This is a genomic window from Priestia sp. AB, from assembly GCF_028369225.1.
Taxonomy (GTDB): Bacteria; Bacillota; Bacilli; order Bacillales; family Bacillaceae_H; genus Priestia; species Priestia megaterium.
In genome coordinates, this window is record NZ_JAQMYN010000003.1 from 485,338 (window position 1) to 504,683 (window position 19,346).

General features: G+C 38.0%; 26 protein-coding genes. 6 read left to right on the plus strand and 20 right to left on the minus strand.

The genetic code is table 11. The features are described from left to right. Nucleotides 1–6: 6 nt before the first annotated feature. The gene (locus tag POF52_RS12110) at nucleotides 7–759 is read right to left on the minus strand and encodes an SDR family NAD(P)-dependent oxidoreductase (RefSeq protein WP_271992890.1); all 753 of its coding nucleotides are present in this window, start codon (nucleotides 757–759) and stop codon (nucleotides 7–9) included. Nucleotides 760–979: 220 nt separating this feature from the next. On the opposite strand from POF52_RS12110, the gene POF52_RS12115 reads away from it, so the two are divergent. After that, nucleotides 980–2,353 carry an MATE family efflux transporter gene (locus tag POF52_RS12115; RefSeq protein ID WP_016763847.1) on the plus strand — a complete coding sequence of 458 codons (1,374 nt, stop codon included), beginning with the start codon at nucleotides 980–982 and terminating at the stop codon, nucleotides 2,351–2,353. A gap of 85 nt (nucleotides 2,354–2,438) precedes the next feature. Here POF52_RS12115 and POF52_RS12120 read toward each other — a convergent pair whose 3' ends face one another. Together POF52_RS12120 and POF52_RS12125 are read right to left on the minus strand one after the other, a co-directional pair. Continuing rightward, on the minus strand, nucleotides 2,439–2,717 hold the full coding sequence (locus POF52_RS12120) for an AbrB/MazE/SpoVT family DNA-binding domain-containing protein (protein WP_025752053.1): 279 nt from the start codon (nucleotides 2,715–2,717) through the stop codon (nucleotides 2,439–2,441). A 374-nt stretch (nucleotides 2,718–3,091) separates the two neighbouring features. Further along, nucleotides 3,092–3,472 carry a helix-turn-helix transcriptional regulator gene (locus POF52_RS12125; RefSeq protein WP_013056721.1) on the minus strand — a complete coding sequence of 127 codons (381 nt, stop codon included), beginning with the start codon at nucleotides 3,470–3,472 and terminating at the stop codon, nucleotides 3,092–3,094. 229 nt (nucleotides 3,473–3,701) lie between these two features. Between POF52_RS12125 and POF52_RS12130 the strand changes: the two genes are divergently transcribed. Further along, a complete protein-coding gene (locus POF52_RS12130) occupies nucleotides 3,702–4,136 on the plus strand; it encodes an Hsp20/alpha crystallin family protein (protein WP_013082862.1) in 435 nt (144 codons plus the stop codon). A gap of 42 nt (nucleotides 4,137–4,178) precedes the next feature. Here the strand turns inward: POF52_RS12130 and POF52_RS12135 are convergent, their stop codons facing one another. Together POF52_RS12135 and POF52_RS12140 are read right to left on the minus strand one after the other, a co-directional pair. After that, nucleotides 4,179–4,940: an anti-sigma factor gene (locus POF52_RS12135; protein ID WP_016763846.1), complete on the minus strand. Its 762-nt coding sequence runs from the start codon at nucleotides 4,938–4,940 to the stop codon at nucleotides 4,179–4,181. Next, nucleotides 4,937–5,503 carry an RNA polymerase sigma factor gene (locus POF52_RS12140; RefSeq protein WP_176584817.1) on the minus strand — a complete coding sequence of 189 codons (567 nt, stop codon included), beginning with the start codon at nucleotides 5,501–5,503 and terminating at the stop codon, nucleotides 4,937–4,939. The genes POF52_RS12135 and POF52_RS12140 overlap by 4 nt, the downstream gene beginning before the upstream one ends. Nucleotides 5,504–5,652: 149 nt before the next feature. On the opposite strand from POF52_RS12140, the gene POF52_RS12145 reads away from it, so the two are divergent. Next, nucleotides 5,653–6,051: a thiol-disulfide oxidoreductase DCC family protein gene (locus POF52_RS12145; RefSeq protein WP_013082859.1), complete on the plus strand. Its 399-nt coding sequence runs from the start codon at nucleotides 5,653–5,655 to the stop codon at nucleotides 6,049–6,051. Between the two features lie 160 nt (nucleotides 6,052–6,211). On the opposite strand, the gene proC is transcribed toward POF52_RS12145, so the two are convergent. From proC to POF52_RS12165, 4 genes are read right to left on the minus strand one after another with little or no spacing between them, the layout of a single operon-like run. Then, nucleotides 6,212–7,015: a pyrroline-5-carboxylate reductase gene (gene proC / locus POF52_RS12150; RefSeq protein WP_176584819.1), complete on the minus strand. Its 804-nt coding sequence runs from the start codon at nucleotides 7,013–7,015 to the stop codon at nucleotides 6,212–6,214. Between the two features lie 3 nt (nucleotides 7,016–7,018). Further along, nucleotides 7,019–7,681: a bacillithiol biosynthesis deacetylase BshB2 gene (gene bshB2, locus POF52_RS12155; protein WP_013082857.1), complete on the minus strand. Its 663-nt coding sequence runs from the start codon at nucleotides 7,679–7,681 to the stop codon at nucleotides 7,019–7,021. Between the two features lie 23 nt (nucleotides 7,682–7,704). Next, a complete protein-coding gene (locus POF52_RS12160) occupies nucleotides 7,705–8,052 on the minus strand; it encodes a YojF family protein (RefSeq protein ID WP_013056714.1) in 348 nt (115 codons plus the stop codon). Nucleotides 8,053–8,098: 46 nt separating this feature from the next. Next, a complete protein-coding gene (locus tag POF52_RS12165) occupies nucleotides 8,099–8,986 on the minus strand; it encodes a 5'-3' exonuclease (RefSeq protein ID WP_176584820.1) in 888 nt (295 codons plus the stop codon). A 243-nt stretch (nucleotides 8,987–9,229) separates the two neighbouring features. Between POF52_RS12165 and POF52_RS12170 the strand changes: the two genes are divergently transcribed. Next, the gene (locus tag POF52_RS12170; protein WP_016763842.1) at nucleotides 9,230–9,541 is read left to right on the plus strand and encodes a hypothetical protein; all 312 of its coding nucleotides are present in this window, start codon (nucleotides 9,230–9,232) and stop codon (nucleotides 9,539–9,541) included. A gap of 50 nt (nucleotides 9,542–9,591) precedes the next feature. Here the strand turns inward: POF52_RS12170 and POF52_RS12175 are convergent, their stop codons facing one another. Then, nucleotides 9,592–10,392 carry a GIY-YIG nuclease family protein gene (locus POF52_RS12175; RefSeq protein WP_271992900.1) on the minus strand — a complete coding sequence of 267 codons (801 nt, stop codon included), beginning with the start codon at nucleotides 10,390–10,392 and terminating at the stop codon, nucleotides 9,592–9,594. Next, nucleotides 10,392–11,321 carry a 2-dehydropantoate 2-reductase gene (panE, locus tag POF52_RS12180; RefSeq protein WP_271992902.1) on the minus strand — a complete coding sequence of 310 codons (930 nt, stop codon included), beginning with the start codon at nucleotides 11,319–11,321 and terminating at the stop codon, nucleotides 10,392–10,394. The genes POF52_RS12175 and panE overlap by 1 nt, the downstream gene beginning before the upstream one ends. A gap of 253 nt (nucleotides 11,322–11,574) precedes the next feature. Here panE and POF52_RS12185 point away from each other — a divergent pair, with 253 nt between their 5' ends. Continuing rightward, nucleotides 11,575–12,495, plus strand: a complete 921-nt coding sequence (locus POF52_RS12185) for a CobW family GTP-binding protein (protein ID WP_025752045.1) — start codon at nucleotides 11,575–11,577, stop codon at nucleotides 12,493–12,495. 32 nt (nucleotides 12,496–12,527) lie between these two features. Here POF52_RS12185 and POF52_RS12190 read toward each other — a convergent pair whose 3' ends face one another. Next, complete coding sequence (locus POF52_RS12190) at nucleotides 12,528–12,686, minus strand: hypothetical protein (RefSeq protein ID WP_013056708.1); 159 nt, start codon at nucleotides 12,684–12,686, stop codon at nucleotides 12,528–12,530. A 294-nt stretch (nucleotides 12,687–12,980) separates the two neighbouring features. Between POF52_RS12190 and POF52_RS12195 the strand changes: the two genes are divergently transcribed. After that, nucleotides 12,981–13,307: a MerR family transcriptional regulator gene (locus POF52_RS12195; protein ID WP_013082852.1), complete on the plus strand. Its 327-nt coding sequence runs from the start codon at nucleotides 12,981–12,983 to the stop codon at nucleotides 13,305–13,307. 91 nt (nucleotides 13,308–13,398) lie between these two features. Here POF52_RS12195 and rarD read toward each other — a convergent pair whose 3' ends face one another. The 8 genes from rarD to cbiB form a co-directional block, all read right to left on the minus strand. Beyond that, nucleotides 13,399–14,325 (minus strand): EamA family transporter RarD, encoded by a 927-nt coding sequence (rarD, locus tag POF52_RS12200; RefSeq protein ID WP_176584822.1) that lies wholly within the window; start codon nucleotides 14,323–14,325, stop codon nucleotides 13,399–13,401. Between the two features lie 134 nt (nucleotides 14,326–14,459). Beyond that, nucleotides 14,460–15,029, minus strand: a complete 570-nt coding sequence (locus POF52_RS12205) for a cob(I)yrinic acid a,c-diamide adenosyltransferase (RefSeq protein ID WP_013056705.1) — start codon at nucleotides 15,027–15,029, stop codon at nucleotides 14,460–14,462. Further along, the gene (locus POF52_RS12210; RefSeq protein ID WP_271992907.1) at nucleotides 15,026–15,451 is read right to left on the minus strand and encodes a bifunctional adenosylcobinamide kinase/adenosylcobinamide-phosphate guanylyltransferase; all 426 of its coding nucleotides are present in this window, start codon (nucleotides 15,449–15,451) and stop codon (nucleotides 15,026–15,028) included. Before POF52_RS12210 ends, POF52_RS12205 begins: the two co-directional genes overlap by 4 nt. Continuing rightward, a complete protein-coding gene (locus tag POF52_RS12215; protein WP_271992908.1) occupies nucleotides 15,403–16,017 on the minus strand; it encodes a histidine phosphatase family protein in 615 nt (204 codons plus the stop codon). The genes POF52_RS12210 and POF52_RS12215 overlap by 49 nt, the downstream gene beginning before the upstream one ends. After that, nucleotides 15,975–16,748 (minus strand): adenosylcobinamide-GDP ribazoletransferase, encoded by a 774-nt coding sequence (gene cobS, locus POF52_RS12220; RefSeq protein WP_176584825.1) that lies wholly within the window; start codon nucleotides 16,746–16,748, stop codon nucleotides 15,975–15,977. The genes POF52_RS12215 and cobS overlap by 43 nt, the downstream gene beginning before the upstream one ends. Beyond that, nucleotides 16,745–17,305 carry a bifunctional adenosylcobinamide kinase/adenosylcobinamide-phosphate guanylyltransferase gene (locus POF52_RS12225; protein WP_176584826.1) on the minus strand — a complete coding sequence of 187 codons (561 nt, stop codon included), beginning with the start codon at nucleotides 17,303–17,305 and terminating at the stop codon, nucleotides 16,745–16,747. The genes cobS and POF52_RS12225 overlap by 4 nt, the downstream gene beginning before the upstream one ends. After that, nucleotides 17,302–18,381 carry a threonine-phosphate decarboxylase CobD gene (gene cobD / locus POF52_RS12230; protein WP_162214098.1) on the minus strand — a complete coding sequence of 360 codons (1,080 nt, stop codon included), beginning with the start codon at nucleotides 18,379–18,381 and terminating at the stop codon, nucleotides 17,302–17,304. The genes POF52_RS12225 and cobD overlap by 4 nt, the downstream gene beginning before the upstream one ends. After that, nucleotides 18,356–19,342: an adenosylcobinamide-phosphate synthase CbiB gene (gene cbiB / locus POF52_RS12235; protein WP_271992911.1), complete on the minus strand. Its 987-nt coding sequence runs from the start codon at nucleotides 19,340–19,342 to the stop codon at nucleotides 18,356–18,358. The genes cobD and cbiB overlap by 26 nt, the downstream gene beginning before the upstream one ends. Nucleotides 19,343–19,346: the final 4 nt, after the last annotated feature.

Below are 19,346 nucleotides of genomic sequence, written 5' to 3' on the forward strand. Positions count from 1 at the left end.
CTTTTGTTAAAAGTTCATTTTTGACTGGCCACCGTCTACGTTTAACGTCGCACCAACTATCCATGAAGCTTTAGAAGATGCTAAAAAGGCAACGGCGTTTGCCACTTCTTCCGGCTCTCCAAAGCGCCCTGCTGGTATTTCGTTTTCAACAAATTGCTTAATCTTTCCCGGATTTTCATCCATTCTTTTTCTCCAATTACCCGTTTCATGCAAAATGCTTCCCGGCGCTACTCCATTTACACGAATTCCTTTAGAAATCATTTCATCTGCAAACGACTTTGTAAAGCTGATAAGTGCTGATTTTGCGTTATTGTACGTGACTTTCCCTCCACTTTCTCTTCCGAAAATAGACGTAACATTAACGATTGCCGCATCTTTTGTCATACGCGTCGCTGCTAGCTTGCTCAAGTGGACAGCTGAAAAGTAGTTAAGCTCCATTGCTTCTTTGAAAAGGGATAAATCTGTTTCCATGGCGGTGCTTCCATTACTTCCTCCAGCGTTATTAATTAAAATATCAATGCTTCCGAAGTCGTTAATGAACTTCTCAATTAATGCAACTCTGTCTGATTCGTTTGTTAGGTCTGCTGTATATGTACGCACGTTTTCTAATTCTGACTGTGCATCCTGTAACGCTTCCTCTCCTCTTGCCGCAATTCCAACGTTTGCTCCTTCTTGAATAAACAAAGCAGCAATAGCCTTCCCAATTCCTTTTGACCCGCCGGTAATAAGTACATTTTTACTTTGCAACTGTAAATCCACACGTATCCCTCCACGTTAAATGATAATTACTATACTTTCTATCATAGCTCACTGCATGTCAAAATTAAAATCATATACTGTTTTACCTTTTTACTCCTTTTAAATCACCGCGTTTTATGGATACATTCTTTGAATTTATTGTCAGAAGCCTTAGCAAAAACAAGCCACGGCGTGATATAATGCTTTTTGGTGTAAATGTTTTCAAATTGGGGGTTTTTTAATGCAACAAACGTTTTCAACGTCTCAAAAAGTTAAGCAGTTCGTTTTTATTTTATTTCCGATATTGGTCACCCAGTTTGGAATGTTTTCAATGACTTTTTTTGATACGATGATGTCAGGAAGGGTAAGTGCAGATGACTTGGCAGGGGTAGCAATTGGTTCGAGCTTATGGGTACCTGTTTTTACAGGGCTAAGCGGAATTTTAATGTCTATTACGCCAATTGTTGCACAGCTTGTCGGAGCTAATCAAAAGAAAAAAGTTCCGTTCTCCGTCATTCAAGGGCTTTATGTCTCCATTTTAATGGCCGTTGTTATTATTTTAATCGGCTTTTTTGTTGTTGATCCTATTTTAAAAGGGATGAATTTAGAAGCAAACGTAATGCGCATTGCCAAACAGTATTTAATTGCTTTATCTTTTGGTATTATTCCGCTTTTTATTTATACGGTTTTACGAAACTTTATTGATGCTTTAGGGCAAACTCGTACGTCTATGCTTATCACCATTTTAGGGCTTCCGGTTAATGTAGCTTTAAATTATGTATTAATCTTCGGTAAGCTGGGCTTCCCCCACTTGGGTGGAGTAGGCTCCGGTTATGCAACTGCCGTTACGTATTGGTGCATACTCATTGTATCCATTGTAATTATTCATAAAAAAGAACCTTTTTCTAACTTCGATTTATTTAAAAGATTTCATCGTATCTCTTTTTCTACTTGGAAAGAAATATTAAAAATTGGTTTACCTATCGGTTTTTCGGTCTTTTTCGAAACAAGTATTTTTTCAGCCGTCACGCTGTTTATGAGCTCGTATAATACCATTACGATCGCTTCTCACCAAGCAGCTATTAATTTTGCCTCATTTCTCTATATGATTCCGCTGAGTATTTCTATGGCTTTAACGATTGTTGTGGGATTTGAAGCAGGTGCTAAGCGTCATCAAGATGCACGAAGCTATAGCAGGATCGGTGTAACTATCGCTGTTGGCATGGCTTTTGTTTGCGCAGGTCTTTTATTTACTCTGCGAGAATCAGTAGCTTCTTTGTATACAAAAGATGCAGAGGTACTCGCATTAACTTCTCATTTTTTGATTTATGCAATTTTCTTTCAGCTTTCTGATGCTCTTCAAGCTCCTATTCAAGGCGCTCTACGAGGATATAAGGATGTAAATGTTACCTTTTTAATGTCCTTGGTATCTTATTGGGTAATTGGTCTACCTTTAGGCATTGTTTTAGCAAAATACACCGATTTGCAGGCGTTTGGCTATTGGATTGGACTAATTGCGGGGCTTGCTGCAGGAGCAACAGGACTTGCGTATCGTTTGATAAAAATACAAAAAAAGCAGCTGCTAGAGGAGAATAAATCTTCTCGAACGGCTTAATCAAAAAAAGAACGTTCTCAAAGAACGTTCTTTTTTAGTTTAAAAATGGATTGATACTCTTCCTTATACTAAGGCCTAAAACTTCTTATTTATTTAAGGTACGCTCTAACTCTTGTAAAAGCTGTTCCGCACCTTTTTTACTTAACACAACGTTTCCATTCCCAAAGGTTAAGTTTTCACGCGTAATTTCTCCAGTTACTAAGCAAGCACCATACGGGCTATACTTTTGTAAAATAATAATATCTTCATCAACATATATTTCTACTGGATCACCTGTGTTGATATTTAAAATGCGGCGCAATTCAATAGGAATTACTACGCGACCCAATTCATCTACTTTTCTTACAATTCCTGTAGACTTCATAAAATCCATTCCTTTCATAGTAAACAAATAATATCTTCTCGATACAAATCTAGTCAAATTCGTCAGAGTTGCTAAAACCAAAATGCTTGAATGATGGTCTGATAACGGTTTATAAGTTCTTAAAATATGGCAAATAACGTATTAAATAGATTTATATACACTTTGTATCATATCAATTCGTACACTATTTATGAATAGTGCATAATCTTTAAAATCGAATTCATCCATATATGTTAAAAGTGTGTATTTTATCCATAATATAACTATATATCCATCTTTTACACTACTTTGTACCCATTTTATAACTTTTATTCCGACATAAGACGACAAAATCAGCTATAGAAAAAACGTGTCTTTTCTAACTAAAGACACGTTCATTTGGACCCGAAGTTGTCACGAATAGCTTTTTGAATCATAGCTTCACACCGCTCCAGCTCTACTTTTAATTGTTTTTTGTATAATTTAGCTTTCTCTTCTCCCTCATTTGTAAATGTATAATAAACCACTTCTTGAAGCTTCATTCCTTCTTTTTTACGCTTCACCTGTTTGAGAACACCGTCTTCAATCAAGTCATGAAGAGCTTTGTATACCTCAGAATGATTAGGTTTGAACCCAAAAGGGCGAAATTCATCTCTCAACACATCTAATAACCGAAGGCCATACAGACGCTCTTGCTCCGTCATTGTAATCATATATAATTTTAAGAAAGCACGTTGTTTTAATAGAAAACCACTGGATGTACGCTTTTCTCTCATCTCAACTTCCTCCTTCACATACTTGCTTTCATTCAGGATAATAGAAAGCTCTATACGTAATTATACTTTTTTTATTCTACATAATCCTTCTTTTTCACTCAAAATCTCTTTTTTTTCTCACATTTTTTCACTTATTTACGTGTTTTTCTCATTTTTTGTAAGCAGGCATTGAATTTTCTTTTTTTCATATATATAGAAGGAATTTACGTGAATATAAGGAGGGTTTCCTTTGAGTAAAAAATATGAAGAGATTGATTGGGGTTCGATTCAGCATAAGGTAGAAGATATGCTTGGAAATCACTTTTGGAGCGATTTAAATCACATCTTGCCCAAGCGATTTCCAAACGTCGACTTATATGAAACCGATAAAGAAGGCATTATTGTCGTTGAGGTTCCTGGACTGCATTCAACTAACGACATTCAAATCAAGTTGGACGCAAATATATTAACAGTTGAAGGAAACGTTCCTTATGCTTATGAAGCATCTAAACAAAAGTTAAAGCTCAACGAGCGCCATACAGGCGTATTTTCTCGCACGGTCAAACTTCCTTTTCACTACACAGACGAACCAGTTCGCGCTAAGTACAAAAATGGATTATTGGAAATTCGACTGAATAAGATAGAAAATGATCAAACCATTGCTATACAATTTGAAGATGATTAACTGCACGTAACAAAAACCCTTCTGTTAGCAGAAGGGTTTTTGTTAGAGCGCTGAACTTAACACAATGTTTCCTTTTGGCGTCTTATTATTCGCGTTCGGTTCTAAAGTAATCGCCATAACATCCCACTTTTCAGTCTGTTCTTTTTGGCTCATCGTATAGACCACTGTCCCGTTTCCATTTTTATCTGTTACAAAAGCACCTGCCGGATGAGGCTTATCACCTTTTATGAGCCACACCTGATAGACTTCATTCCCCTTTACGTTTTTCAAGTTATTCGCTTGAATAACCACATTTAGATTTCCACCTTTTTTCGTAAGAGATGCTGTTGCTTCGCCAGAAACGTTTGGCTCTGCCTGCAGCTTCATTGTTTTTTCAGATGTAAGAGGTTCGTTTTGAGGAGCAACCGAAACATTTGGCTCTTGTTTGCCTTTGTCTCCATCTTTCAACAGAAAGTAGCTGTTTCCTGCAAGAGATAAAAGAAGTGCCGCAGCTAATCCAATAATGATGGACTTTTTATTTGATTTCTTAGACGCAGCATGTTGTTTTTCATTTTTTAAAGCGATTGGTTCTCTCTTTGTCTCACCTTGTTCTTCTTCGAATACATTCGCAAGTATTCGCTGTTTCATTTCTGGCGGAGGAGATTGTTCTGGTGTCAAATACGTTAGATCTCCAAGAACTTCCTCCAGCTCTCTTAGTTCTTCTTGACAGCTTTGACAGTTTTTCAAGTGCATTTCAAACTCTTTTTTCTCATGGGAAGTCAACTGATCATTATAGTAATCAATTAGTTTATTGCACATACTCATGAATCAGCTCTCCCTTCTGCATCAGTACCTAAATATGTTTTTAATTTCCGCAACGCTAATCGCACCCTACCCTTTACTGTTCCTAATGGGATTTGCTGCTCTTCTGCTACTTTTTGCTGCGTTAATCCCTTAAAATAAACGGATTGAATAATTTTTTTTTGGTCTTCAGACAATTTTGATACAGCGTGCCGTACTCTCTGCTGTTCTTCTTTCCACTGAAGCTGCTCGTCAATCTGAGGATGATCATCTTCAATAAAATCAAAAATTTCTTCCGAGAAAATAGGATCGTTTTTTCTTTTTCTTACAATATCAATAGCGGTGTTTCTTGTAATCGTAAACAGCCAGGATGAAAACTTCCCTTTTTCATCGCTGTAAACTCCCTTTCCTCTCCACAGCTTAATAAACACTTCTTGAACAGCTTCTTCAGCAATATCAGAGCTATTTGTTAACCGGTATATAAACGAATAAAGAATTCGCTCATACTTGTCATACAGCAGTTCAAGGGCTTTTTTGTCTCGTTCTTTTATTCTATTGTATAAGACAACGTCGTTTTGCTCTTCCATACCCTTCTCCTTTAACTCTTATGAGTCCTTATTATATAATCGAATTACCTTTGAATTCGGATCACTTTCACATCTTTTAAACGTACCTTTATTTTTCAAAAATGACAAGTAATTATACTTTTTTTATGGAATAGGAGCGAAATCGTCCAATGAAACATTTAATTCTTTTTGATGGTATATGTAATTTATGTAATAGCAGTGTTCAATATATTATTAAACATGATGAACAAGCTTTGTTTTCTTTCGCTTCTCTTCAATCAGATTTCGGAAAGCAGCAGCTAGCCTCTCACGGCTTACTTCCTGAGCAATTAGACAGCATTGTATATATTCATGGAAACCAAAGATATGTAAAATCAACGGCTGCTTTAAAAATCGCCAAGCGCTTAGATGGACCCGTTAAATTTTTATATGCTTTCATTATCATTCCTGCACCCATTCGAGATATAGTATACAACTGGATCGCTCGCAACCGATATAAGTGGTTTGGCAAACAGCAGCACTGCATGCTCCCAACTTCTGATATGAAAAAGCGGTTTGTTGATGACTAAAAAAGCTTGGAACATAGAAAAAAAAACAGTTCCAAAAAGGAATATATGTATGTTAAGGAAGTCTATTCATTAAAAAATCCGAACTGATTCAACATTCTAATGAAAGAATGCTGAACTATAGTTCGGATTTTTCAGCTAACATATGGTTGTACGAGCTTTTTTAGCTTCCACCCATTGCTTTTTTATTCGTTGCTTCAATTGCCTGCTTTATTATTAAGGAAAAGTCTTGTTCTTTCATCACTTTTAACCCTTCGGCAGTAGCGCCGCCTGGAGTTGTTACTTGCTCTCTTAAAGACGCAGGATCTTTAGTTTCATGCAGCATTTGTACAGAGCCATACATCATTTGAATAACTAAATCTTTGGCTGTTTTTTCGTCCACACCGTAAGCAGTAGTTGCATCAATTAACGATTCTGCAAAATAATATAAAAACGCCGGTGCACTGCCAGTTACAGCCGTTAGCTCATGTACTTCTTTCTCTGAACACTCATGCGCTTTACCAATTCCTTTTAAAATCATTTGAAGCACTTCTTTATGCTCTTTTGTGGCAGAAGTTCCAAGTGTATATAGTGACATCGATTGTCCAATCATAGCAGCTGTATTTGGCATAATCCAAGCGACAGGCGTATCCTGCGGAAGATGACTTTCTAAGTAACTCGGACCAATCCCTGCCGCTAACGTTACGACAAATTGTTGATTTAAACGGGTCGAAAGTTCCTTGAGCACGGAAGGATGGGCCTCGGGAGGCATCGCTAAAATAATAACATCCGAATTGTCAACTTCTTGGCACCAATTTTGCGTCGTTTGTACGCCGTACGTTGTTTCAACACGCTGTAACCGCTCAATATCTCCATTGTTTGACATCACCACTGCCTCAATACTGTCAGCGCTGCTCGTAACCAAACCAGCCGCTACAGCTTCAGCCATTCGTCCTGCTCCAATAAATAAAATTCGCTGTTTTTTCATCTGTTACTCCCAGTTATATGTCCAGAATTCTTCTCTAGTTAATAAACGTTCCATTTGCGGATAGTCAGATAAGCGATCGAAGTCAATTGCGTTCATCATTCCTTCTGTTTGAGAACGATGGGCTTTTAACGCTTCAATTTTTTTATCTTTCATCGCTGTTACATCAAAAATAACATCTGGTTCTCCAATATGTTCAATACGATCTTTTGAAAACGCATGACACCAAACAACCGGACGCTTTTCTTTTGGCATACGTTTTACCGCTTGAATCGTAGCTGCACCCGTAGCATTATGATCAGGGTGTACCGCAAAGCCAGGGTAATGCGTTAAAATGTGAGTCGGCTTTACATCGTTAATGATTTCTTCAATTTTATCTGCAAAAACATCAACATCAAGAAATTCCAGCGTTTTATCACGAAGCCCTAGCATACGCAAGTCTTGAATATCTAAAACGTTCGCTAAATCTAAAAGTTCTTTTTTTCGGATTTGAGGTAAAGTTTCACGGTTAGCAAACAGCGGTCTACCCATATTTCGTCCCATTTCACCTAGTGTAACACAGGCATATGTAACGGGCGTTCCTTTTTGTCTAGCTTGCGTGATCATTCCTGCTGCTCCATATGCTTCATCGTCAGGATGCGGAAATACAATTAATAATCTTTCTTCCATGTTCTATTCTCCTCTCTTTTCTCTTATGAAAACGGATGTTCACTTAATTGAAGGGCAACTGCTAAACGACCTTCAAAGTCATGCCCAGCTAGAAGAAGTCGGCCTTCTTCATCAATTTCCCAATCTGTTAATCCCTCTGCATAAATCCATCCTAAATCAATTTGAAGACCTACACGATAAGGACCTTCTCCAGTTATCTTTCCGTTTGAAATAGTGACTTTACCATTGCGAATAAAAGCCCCAACTGTCATTACTTTTTCATTTACGTGTGAAGCATATGCACCGTTTGTCGTTTCAAGGTGTACATAGACGTCTTTATTTAAAAATGTTTGTATTTTTTTTTGGACTGTTTCTTTATGAATTGGTTGCACGCTTGTTACTCCTTTCTCATGTTCATAAATTGTATTGTACTAAAAATCATGAGCGAATCCTAATGTTTAGTTCTAGACTTTGAATTTCTTTATTCCATCGTTCATAATCATACATAAATGTTATTTCTCCCCAATTCAACATGCTGATTTCTTGAATGTCTATAATAATCTCAGCAAGTTCACGACTAAGCATACCTAGTTCTTTTCCTTCGGCCAACTTTTTTTTGTAACGATTAAAAGCTGGATCTAATTGTTCAATTTGTGCATAAATTTCATGGATAGAGCCATATTGTTGAATAAGAGGCAGTGCGGCTTTTTCTCCTACACCAGGAACGCCCGGAATATTGTCCGATTTGTCACCAAGCAATGCTTTTACGTCCACCCATTGACGAGGATGAATATTATATTCTTCTTGAAAGTGCTTGAAGCCATAAACAAGATCGCCAACCTGCTTTTTGGCAATAATTTGCGAAATATGTTGATCTAGGAGCTGAAGCAAGTCTCGGTCATTGCTATAGATGTACCCTGGACTTTGCTTTTCCTTACTCCACTTGCTTACAAGTGCTCCAATTAAATCATCTGCTTCATAAGAAGACAATGACATTTGATAAATGCCTACTGTGTCAAAAAATTGTTTTAACGTTTCATACTGCTGAATCAGTGGCTCAGGCAGCTCTGCTCTTGTTTGCTTATATAGGGCGTATGTATCTTTACGTTTTGTATCCTCACGCTTAACATCCCAAGCGACGAAAATATGGCTTGGCTCATATTGGTGAATCAATGCGTGCATTTTTTGAATCGTTACTCTCAGGGCATTCGTAAATTGGCCCTTACTATTTCTTGTCAACGCTGCTTCATCTCTGCCATAAGAAGTAGCAAAATAACAGCGGCTTAATAAATTAAATCCATCAATTACTAATAGTGTTTCGTTCATATAGTCACGTCCTTTGAAAACTTTGCTCCTTTAGCTTTTAGAGCAAACATACTATAGCACTTGTTCTTTGCACGCGTCAATGAAGCGCACAAAGCTCAAAACGCGCCCATTTTTTTCTCTCAATGTAAATGTAGTATAAAGATGTTAAATTGTTGTTATGATTTATTCGTTTGGCTTTTAGAACTTTTGACTATCCTATAAAATGAGGATGAAAGATCAATCCTACAAATGAAGGTGAAAAAAGTGAATAAAAACACGATGATTAAAACATTAAAAGTTATATCTGTTGTGTCGCTTCTCGCTTTGTTATTTATCATTGCTTATGATCGTTCCATGTCTACATCCATGATTATTTTGTTCAGTTCGCTCATTTTCTTTGTATTTGTACTTAGCGACTTTTTTTTCGATCGCAAGCCGTGGGGATTAAAAGGCCTTCAATTATATATATCACTTATGTTATTCATCATTGCCATTTTTGAAATGCATCAAGTTGTCAGTTCACTTTGCGTTATTTCCATTATGGCTCTACCAAAAGTTATTGACGAATTAGCTTAAGTGTGAACGATAAATGATAAAATCCATGATCACAATGATCATGGATTTTATTACGTTTTGAGTAGTTTTTCAGAGATGCGAAGAGCTTCTTCTATGCCAAATTTACGCACTAAACTGATGGCTTCCTTTATTTCTCGTTTTTTCAAATCATGGGTCGGATTTAAATTTAACAACACTTGAATAACAACTAAATCCCGCATCGTAAACATCATATTCTTTTTCATATCCCGCTGAAATGTATACTGCTCTTTTAAAAGCCGGTCACTTATTGCTAACACTTTCGACTCCGGAAGATGTAGCTGCGCTCCTGCTTCTTGACAAGACCACAATTTTTTCACTCGATCTTCAGCATTCATATTTGCGACTCGTGCATATGTAATATCGCTGTTTTCTTGACGAATCTCTATCTCTTTTAACGTTGGCTTTAGCACCGTTTTTCGCTTGGAGACTTTTTTCTTATCAACTCCTGTATCCCTGAGGACCCTGCCGTGAACGGTGTAAATGTCGTATTCATTTTCTCTTTTTACATCTTGTTTATTGTATTTTGGAAAATAACCATTTACAAGCATCGTTCTCAGCATATCTAATTCTTTTTTTAATCCATGCACTTCAATATATCCAACAGCACAAATTTCTTTGTGGAATTTTTTTGTGTTGCTAACGCCTTTTCCTGCAACGTGAGCTCTTACTCTTTCTAATAGAGAGCCCGTCGTTGCTCCGATATACAAAAGCCTGCCCGGTTTATCAAAGAAAAAATAAATGCCGGGAACGGAAGGCAATTGTCCTATTTCTGCTGTACTTAGCAGCTTCTGCAGTACCTGCATGACTGCTAAATCAATTTTCGCTGTCATTATTTTTGATAACCTTTTAACATTTCTTCATACACTTTCAGATGCGTATACACAGTTTGAAGAAGCGGTACGTGTATAGACGACTTTTCAGCTAATGTCAGCAAATATCCTTGAAGGTGGTCTCCTTCAATTTGAAAACTTTTTTCCATATCACGCTGCATCGATGACTTCATGCCATACGTCATTTTGTCCATCGTATTCATATGCTGTTCGATAATCCCTTCAGCTAATGGTGCATCGTATGCCATCATAATATTTTCAACTTCTTTAAAAAGCTCTTGTACGAATTGACGCCCTCCTTTTGCCGCTAGCACTGGACCAACAGGTGCGCGCATAAGAGTGGTCATGCCTGACATAACCGTAATAAATAAATACTTATGCCACATATCCTGTTCAATATATGAACTTTTTACAAACGAAGCTTTTGTACCACTGAACGCTTGCTCAATCAGTTGTAATCTTTCTGTTTCCTTCTGCTTAAATTCACCAAATACAAGTCTGTGAGCAGGGCTCGTCTGGACGACATCTCCATCTTTGTTTAAAGTTGTTTCAATAAAGCATAGTCCTCCAATGACTTTTTCTTCCCCAAAAGCTTCTTGTAAAGGACCCACGTGAGCCATACCGTTTAGCAAAGGTACGACAACTGTCTGATTCCCCACAAAAGGACGCACATCCTCAATTGCCTGTTTAAGATGATAAGCCTTAGTTGTGAACAAAATAACATCATAAGGCTCTTTCATCTCAGATTTTGTAATAGCTTGTACAGGTGAAGTGAAGTCACCGTGTATGCTCTTGATAACAAGTCCATTTTGTTCCAGCTCTTTTTTTCTGCGATCTCTGACAAGAAAAGTCACATCCTCTCCTTTTTCCACAAGCCTGCCTCCAAAGTAACCTCCAACGCCGCCTGCGCCTAAAACTAATATTCGCATAACTTTTGCTCCCCTTTTTCTTTTTCTTTTATTGTAGCACAGCTAGTTTGAAATTTTATAATATTCTTATTTCATTGCATTTTGAGTTTTTTACAAAAGATAGCCATAGTGCTTTTAAAGTTGTTATAATGAATACAAAAAAAGCATAAAAATTTACGCTTAGACATTTATCCCCTCTTGGATATACTATTTACCAATCCGCAATCGGAAAAGTTTCGATTTAAACAATGTTATTTACATAGGAGAGACTGAAATGAAAACAGAAATCTACATTTTATCTGGATTTTTAGGCAGCGGAAAAACAACGTTGCTTAAACAGCTGCTTCAGCAAGAAAAAGATCGTAATCGCAACATTGCTGTTGTGATGAATGAGCTTGGCCAAGTTTCGATTGACTCAAATGAAGTAGAAAAAGACACGCCGTTAAAAGAATTGCTAAACGGCTGCGTGTGCTGTACGATTCAAGGTCAATTTGAAACTCAGCTTCATTCACTTCTACAGGAGAACACATTGGATGCTATCTATATAGAAACAACCGGAGTTGCACATCCCATTGAAGTACTAGATGCTTGTATGTCTCCTCTTTTTGCGCATCAAGTCACGATTAAAAGTATTATCACCACACTCGATGCAACAAGGTGGAAAGAACGTGGGTCCTTAAGCATTCAACTTCAAAAACTTCTTCAAGAACAAGTAAAACATGGAGATGTAATTTTATTAAATAAAACGGACATGCTGTCTGAGGCAGAAAAGTCTTCCCTGCTTTTTGAGGTTCAATCAATTAACGCTCGTGCAATAACATTATTAACAACATTTTCCCGCGTGAAGCTTGACCTGATTCAAAGAGCTCAGCTGTCTCAAAAACAGCCGCACCATAAGGCTCATGTTGAAGATCATCTTCATTTAAAAACATTTGTATATGAGTTTACAAAAAAAGTGGATCTTGAATTATTTGAAAATTGGCTGCGCCAAATGCCAGATACCATCTATCGTATTAAAGGCTATATGCGCTTTACTCATTCGGATGATACGTATTCGTTTCAATATTCATACGGCATGCCTCTATATATGAAAGAAATGATGAAGCTGCCCACCACTCTTGTCTTTATAGGGGAAAACCTCGACCACACTAAGATGAAACAAGAATTATTTAATCTTGAACAGCAGTCCAATTAAAAATCCCGCCTAGAGCGGGATTTTTTTATTACTTATAAACAGGCATTTTGTACTCTGCGCAAAATTTCATATGCACGATTTCCGGCTAACTCTGTCAACTCTTCAAATTTTTCATCTCTTTTCAAATCAAGTTCAATAATTTCTTTTGCCAGCTCAATAATCTCTTCTTTTTTCAATTGTTGCACAGCCATTTAAAACGCCCTTCCCTTTTAGAATTTATGTATATTCTCACATTTGTTTTCTATTCATCATTTTGAAAGCAAGTGATTAACCACAAGGCTTTATCCTGTATGGTTAACCACTTGGGATCGAGTTAATCATTAGTTTATAGGACTCTTTTCCCTATTTCATTATTTATGTCACTTTTTCTCACATAGTAATTCAAAAATATAACATATATATGTTAGAATGTATTACATGTTATAATTTTTTGTATTTTTTTCCTTTATGATAATAACATACTACGTACTCAGGGGTGAGGGAGATTGTCTACGAATGAAGCATCATATCGAGATAAAAAAGTCATGTCTATTGGGATTGTAAAAGAATTAACCGGTTTATCAGAAAGGCAAATTCGCTACTACGAGAAAAGAAGCCTGCTCTTTCCGGACCGAACCAATACGGGTATCCGGAAATATTCGTTTTCAGACGTCGAACGATTAATGGATATTGCCGATCGCATAGAAGAAGGAGTTCAAACGAGTGAAATACGCACAGAATTGGCCAAAAAAGATGAAGCGAGAAAAATGAAAGAAGTAAAAAACCAAATGCTTCAAGGTCAGTTGAACGCTCATTTCAAGCGGAAGCTATAAAGTATACATACGGTGACTTTCCCGTCTCCGTTTTTATTTCTTTACGGCAGACAAAAAAGCGCATATCTAAAGATATCCGCTTTTTTGTCCGTTAAGCTGAGCGCCCTTTAAAAAATTTCGGCTGATGAGAATTCATGAACTTAGTTTTAGATAAAATGAACATAACCGATCCGCCCCAAATGAACAAAAAGGCAATCATCTCTACGCTAGAAAACGGTTCATGATACACGAATACCCCTAATAAAAGCGTCATGGTAGGAGCAATGTACTGTAAAAAACCGACCATCGATAGCGGAATAAGAGGGGCCCCTTTAGCGAAATATAGTAGTGGCATAGCTGTAGCAACACCGCCTCCAATTAAAAGAGCGCTCAGATCAAGCGATTCAAGAGAAAAACTTGAAGATCCTTTCACTAAAAGAAAAATAAAATAAATAACTGCAATAGGTGCAACCATCATCGTTTCAATCGTTAATCCTACTTTTGCTTCTAATTGAATAGTCTTTTTTACAAGTCCGTACAAACCAAAGCTAAACGCTAAGCTTAATGATACCCATGGGATATGCCCGTATGTAACTGTCATAACGATAACACCTATAGCAGCTAATCCAACAGAAGCACCCTGCCAAAAATTAAGCTTCTCTTTTAAAACGACTATACCAAGTAAAATACTAACGAGCGGGTTGATGTAGTAACCTAAACTTGTTTCAATAATATGATTATGGTTAACCGCCCAAATGTAAACGAACCAGTTGATGCTGATCAGCACTGAAGCCACAAATAAAATGACCGCTTGTTTCGTATTACGAAATAATAAACCAAGCGTCTTTTTTAAAGCACTCATTTGCTTTGTCACAAGCAAAAGTAAAAGCATAAAAACAAATGACCATATGACACGGTGAGCGAGTATTTCATTCGCATTCACCTCGCCAAGAAGCTTCCAGTAAAGCGGAAAAAGCCCCCACATAACGTAAGCGCTGGCTGTATAAACAATACCTGCTCGTTTAGAATCTTGATTCATTTCTCAACCTCTTTTCTTTATCTCTCTGTCTCTTATCATTATAGATGCATTTACCTCTTTTTTATAGCTTTATTTTACCTATCGAAATAACTCATAAAAAAACGATCGCTTTTAGCTCGACCGTTTTTTATACCTTATTTTTTAGGCTGTTTAAATACTTTGGCACTGCGAATATACTCTACATCTTGTACATTTTCTCGCGCGTTAGCGATTCGAGCCGCAGCAAAGAAATAATCGGATAAACGATTTAAATACTGAAGCACCGCCGCATTAATTTTATACTCACGCTGCACGCCAACAACAAGCCGTTCTGCGCGGCGTGTAATCGTCCGGCAAATATGAAGCGTTGTCGCTGCAGGTGTGCCTCCAGGTAAAATAAAACGCTCAATGGCCGGCGCTTCTGACATATAGACATCAATGCGCTTTTCAAGTACTGATATCATGTCGTTTGTTACTTTGTACGGATGATCATCTTTTGCAAATGCTAAATCACTTCCACAGTCAAAAAGCTCATGTTGAATCGTAATTAGCTCTTCTTTTACATCTTTTAATGTTGTTTCATCCAGCTGATAAATAGCTTGACCTACAAAGCCATTTAGCTCATCAATCGTACCGTATGCTTCCACTCGAATATCATCTTTATTTACTCGTCCTCCAATTAAGCTTGTCTGCCCTTTGTCCCCTGTTTTTGTGTAAATGTTCATTGCATTTCCTCCTTCAATCGATTAGCAATTCCGTACCAAATGTGATCTACTTTCCGGGCATGTGCCGCTAAATGCTGATACGCATACCCGCATTCATCTCTCCACTGCCGTTCTGTTGGATCTAAAGGAACAATCCCTTTGCCGACTTCAGTTCCAATCACTATTAACTTTTCCCATACACCGCTGTCTCTCCACTTCTGTATTAACTTTTTAACAACAAGGTGCGGAGACTCCAGCTCGCTATGTATTAATTCCTTAACATAGTGCTCAAATCCTTCTAGCACTATGTAACTTTCTTCGAACTCAAGCGCTGGTAAAACAGGGTCTTCATACAAACAATGCCATTTTACCGACTCACTGGCATAATGCTGCTTCACCCATTTTTTTTTGCCGGTAAATGCACCGCCGAATACGAAATGCATGTTCTTCTCTCCTTTGCCTGTTTGTATGTACACGCTACTGAAAAACCTTCTCCATAAGAAAAAGAAACATCCCAAAGCGACGCTGTCTGTTTAAAATGGGATGCAAGTAAACGCAGTGGTCCGCCGTGCGAAACAATAGCAATGTGACGCAATTGCTGACTGGCCGCCAAATCGACCGCTTCTTCCCACGCTGCCCAAACTCGGTTTGAAAAGCTTGAGAAGCTTTCACCATTCGGAGGCGTATGTTCTGTCCAGTGATCAATCCAATTTCTATACGCCCGTATGTTTTTTAAATCTTCATACGTCTTCTCTTCCCAATCTCCAAAATGCAGTTCACGCCAATTTTTACTTTTAACCACCTGAGATTTTGGAAAAACAACTGCACTTGTTTCTAGCGCTCTTTTTAAGTCACTGGAAATAACGAGCTGAGGTTCTAGAAAAAGCTCTTTCAATTCATTTTTCCCTTCTATACTTAAAGGCGGATCACTCCAACCTATATATTTTTTCTGTTGATTTTCAAGCGTCATGCCGTGACGAATACATGTGATAACCAAAGAATTATCCATAAAAATGTTTCTCCTCCTTCAATGGTTGCCCCTATAACATCTCCTGTTACGCCACCAAACTGCGAACGATAAAATCGTATCCAGAGCCATAAAAAACCGGCAAAGAAAAGAATAATGAATTTATTGTCCATAAAAATAATGAAAATAGCAACTAAGAATAGGCTCATAATGATAAATCCGTAAATAGACCGTTTGGTGACTCCTTGTTGAAAATAAGCAGCCAGACCCGTATCTTTAGCGGGCTTATCTCTCATCAATAAAAAGGCTGCTCCAATTCTTGGAAGGGTAAAGACAATTAAGCATGCCCAAATTGATAAAGAAGAAAGAGACACTAATTCATAGATCGCACTAAAACGCAGCAACAGCAGAACCATAAGAGAAAGAATAGCAAAAGACCCAACGTGCGGATCACTTAAAATCTGCAGTTTTTTTTCCTTTGACTGATGAGAAAAATAGGCATCGCTTACGTCCATCCAGCCGTCTAAATGAAGGCCACCCGTTAAGATAAGCGGTAAAAGCAAAACTAAAATACTATCAACAATCGTAGTGATAGGTGAAGATTGAAGCAGCTGTAAAAAGCTATAAAACATCAAGCCTAGTAACATACCAATCCAAGGCAGCACAAAAAGTGAGCTTGCCGTTCTTTTTTCAGTCCATTGAACGGTTTTAGCCAGTGGTAAGATCGTAAAAAACTGGAGAGAAATTCGTAGTATGGCTATCCATTCTTTCATATATCTACACATTCCTTTCCTTTTTTAAAACGATAGATTCCCGCTTCTACACAAATAGCCACATCTGCTTTTTCTACAATATACTGATGTAATTCCCCTAACATCTTCATATAGCTATATGTGGGCTCTTCTAACACACCCGCTTCAAACAGTTCATTAGATACTAGCACAACCGTCTGAGACTGCGCAAACAGCTTATCGAGCGTTTCTGTCATATGACGAAAAACCGCTTGTTTCCCTTCTTTTGTTTGCCACCTTTTTTCTGTTGAAAAAAGCTCATTGGCAAGCCAGTTCGTGACACAATCCAAAAGTATAGCATCATCACTTTGAAGATTTGGCAGAATTTGTTGTAAATCTACAGACTGCTCGATCGTTACCCAAGGCGTGTTCGCTGCTTGGCGTTCTTTTTGATGAAGCTGGATGCGTTTTTGCATTTCCTTATCTGTTTGCCTGCTTGTGGCAATATAAACAGCGCGCTTTGTACAAAAAGTTTGAACCATGCTCTCCGCTGCACTTGATTTTCCGCTTCGAACGCCTCCGCTAATAAAGATGATCATATTTCATCAAGTCCTTGTTTGATTACGTTAAGTAAATAGTCATTTTCTTCTTTCGTTTTCACAGCCAAACGGATATAGCGTCCATTTAAAAATGGAAAGTTTTCGGTATGACGAGCTACCACGCCATGACTTGCCAAATAGACAAGCCATTCGCGCGTTTTAATAGAAGACGGAACGCTGCAAAGATAATAGTTTGTTTGAGAAGGAGAAACCAAAAGCCCCCATTCCTTTAGTTGACTCAAGATTCGTTCCCGTTCTTGTTTAATATAATGTACGGTTTCTTTTACAAAATCTTTTTCATCCACACATATCATGCCTATTTGCTGCGACAATCCATTTACACTCCAAGGAGGCTGCTTTTTAGCCATCTTGCTAATGATTTTTTCATTTGCCAAAATATAGCCAAGACGAAGCCCGGCAATATTAAACATCTTTGTCATGGAACGCACAACAATGATATGCTCATAATCCAGAATAAGAGAATCAAATGAAGGCTGATGTTCGACAAAATCAATAAATGCCTCATCAATCATTAAGTATGTACCATGATGGGCAGCAGCTTTTACTACTTTCATCCATTCCTCATGACTATACATAACGCCCGTTGGATTATTTGGATGACAAATCCACAGTACTTTTATGTCCGGAAGAATGCTCATAATCAACTCTATATCCCAGCTCCAGCCATTTTCTTCAGCTAAAGGAACGTATGTCACTTCACATCCATAAGCTTTACTTGCCTGTTCATATTCAACGAAAGTCGGCTGTACAATCCCTGCTTTCTCTCCTGAAAATAACGAAGCAATAAGGAAAAACGCTTCAGCGGCGCCATTTGTAGGCAGCACTTGAGCAGCTGAAACATGATGATGAGCTGCAAGTTTATTTTTCAGCTCCGTTACTTGAGGGTCAGGATAGCTAAACGCTGCACCCTTGAATTCGTTCCACTTTTCGTGAAGCACAAGGGGAGCCCCTAAAGGATTTGTATTCACGCTAAAGTCTTTTATATGCGACAAATTCTCGGCCCCTATTGCTTTTAAAAAGACATTAGGATTAGCTCCATGTGTAGGTAATAGCACTAATAACTCCTCCTAACAAAAGATATAATAACCACGTAGCATAGACCGTCCTTTTCATAATGAAAACAGCTTGTTCAATATGACCGGCTTGCAGAGGAATGAGTGGTTCACCCATTTTTGCACGATTAGATTCTATGCCTTTATATGTATTAAGCCCGCCGAGTTGAATACCTAACAGAGCAGCCACTGCGCTTTCCCCGTATCCGCTATTTGGGCTGGGATGTTTCTTAGCATCACGCTTAATCAAACTCGTTACATGCCCAAGAGAATACTGGCTTTTTGCTACATTAACAGCCGTCATCACCACTGCAGTTAACCGGCTTGGAATATAGTTTAATACGTCATCGGTTTTTGCACTAAAGTAGCCGAACAGAAAGTAGCGGTCATTTTTGTACCCAACCATCGAATCACATGTGTTAATAGCTCGGTAAAAAAAGGCTAGGGCTCCTCCTCCTATAAATGCATAAAAAAGCGGAGCTGTAATACCATCACTTGTATTTTCAGCCACGGTCTCTACCGTCGCTCTGGCAATTTCTCCTTCTGACAAACGATCTGTATCTCGTCCCACAATCATACTTACTTCATATCTAGCTTTCTCCATATCTCCTAGCTGAAGCGGCTTTTGTACCTTATAGGCAACTTCGCTTAAAGAACGAGTGGATATAGTAGTCGCAATCATTACGCCCTCTACTAAAACACCTGCTATAAAATGAACTCCGTACAAAGCATGGAGGAACAAAAAGGGAACAGCTCCTGCGAGCACAGCCATACTTATCACAAGAAGCAATCCTTTAAATCGTTTTCCTGCACCTTTATTTAATCTAGAATCTATCCAATAAATCCATTTGCCAAACCAGCGAACGGGATGCGGCCAATTTTCAGGATCGCCTATAATTCGGTCAATTAGTAAAGCAATCGTCATGGCCGTCATGTGTGCAATTATCGCTTGTGTAATACTCATTTCT

Excerpts from the sequence above, each read along its gene's own strand:
- POF52_RS12115 (WP_016763847.1), top strand. The coding sequence starts at position 980 with ATGCAACAAACGTTTTCAACGTCTCAAAAAGTTAAGCAGTTCGTTTTT.
- POF52_RS12120 (WP_025752053.1), bottom strand. The coding sequence starts at position 2,717 with ATGAAGTCTACAGGAATTGTAAGAAAAGTAGATGAATTGGGTCGCGTA.
- POF52_RS12125 (WP_013056721.1), bottom strand. The coding sequence starts at position 3,472 with ATGAGAGAAAAGCGTACATCCAGTGGTTTTCTATTAAAACAACGTGCT.
- POF52_RS12135 (WP_016763846.1), bottom strand. The coding sequence starts at position 4,940 with ATGAGTATGTGCAATAAACTAATTGATTACTATAATGATCAGTTGACT.
- POF52_RS12140 (WP_176584817.1), bottom strand. The coding sequence starts at position 5,503 with ATGGAAGAGCAAAACGACGTTGTCTTATACAATAGAATAAAAGAACGA.
- POF52_RS12145 (WP_013082859.1), top strand. The coding sequence starts at position 5,653 with ATGAAACATTTAATTCTTTTTGATGGTATATGTAATTTATGTAATAGC.
- proC (WP_176584819.1), bottom strand. The coding sequence starts at position 7,015 with ATGAAAAAACAGCGAATTTTATTTATTGGAGCAGGACGAATGGCTGAA.
- bshB2 (WP_013082857.1), bottom strand. The coding sequence starts at position 7,681 with ATGGAAGAAAGATTATTAATTGTATTTCCGCATCCTGACGATGAAGCA.
- POF52_RS12165 (WP_176584820.1), bottom strand. The coding sequence starts at position 8,986 with ATGAACGAAACACTATTAGTAATTGATGGATTTAATTTATTAAGCCGC.
- POF52_RS12175 (WP_271992900.1), bottom strand. The coding sequence starts at position 10,392 with ATGACAGCGAAAATTGATTTAGCAGTCATGCAGGTACTGCAGAAGCTG.
- panE (WP_271992902.1), bottom strand. The coding sequence starts at position 11,321 with ATGCGAATATTAGTTTTAGGCGCAGGCGGCGTTGGAGGTTACTTTGGA.
- POF52_RS12185 (WP_025752045.1), top strand. The coding sequence starts at position 11,575 with ATGAAAACAGAAATCTACATTTTATCTGGATTTTTAGGCAGCGGAAAA.
- POF52_RS12190 (WP_013056708.1), bottom strand. The coding sequence starts at position 12,686 with ATGGCTGTGCAACAATTGAAAAAAGAAGAGATTATTGAGCTGGCAAAA.
- rarD (WP_176584822.1), bottom strand. The coding sequence starts at position 14,325 with ATGAATCAAGATTCTAAACGAGCAGGTATTGTTTATACAGCCAGCGCT.
- POF52_RS12205 (WP_013056705.1), bottom strand. The coding sequence starts at position 15,029 with ATGAACATTTACACAAAAACAGGGGACAAAGGGCAGACAAGCTTAATT.
- POF52_RS12210 (WP_271992907.1), bottom strand. The coding sequence starts at position 15,451 with ATGCATTTCGTATTCGGCGGTGCATTTACCGGCAAAAAAAAATGGGTG.
- POF52_RS12215 (WP_271992908.1), bottom strand. The coding sequence starts at position 16,017 with ATGGATAATTCTTTGGTTATCACATGTATTCGTCACGGCATGACGCTT.
- cobS (WP_176584825.1), bottom strand. The coding sequence starts at position 16,748 with ATGAAAGAATGGATAGCCATACTACGAATTTCTCTCCAGTTTTTTACG.
- POF52_RS12225 (WP_176584826.1), bottom strand. The coding sequence starts at position 17,305 with ATGATCATCTTTATTAGCGGAGGCGTTCGAAGCGGAAAATCAAGTGCA.
- cbiB (WP_271992911.1), bottom strand. The coding sequence starts at position 19,342 with ATGAGTATTACACAAGCGATAATTGCACACATGACGGCCATGACGATT.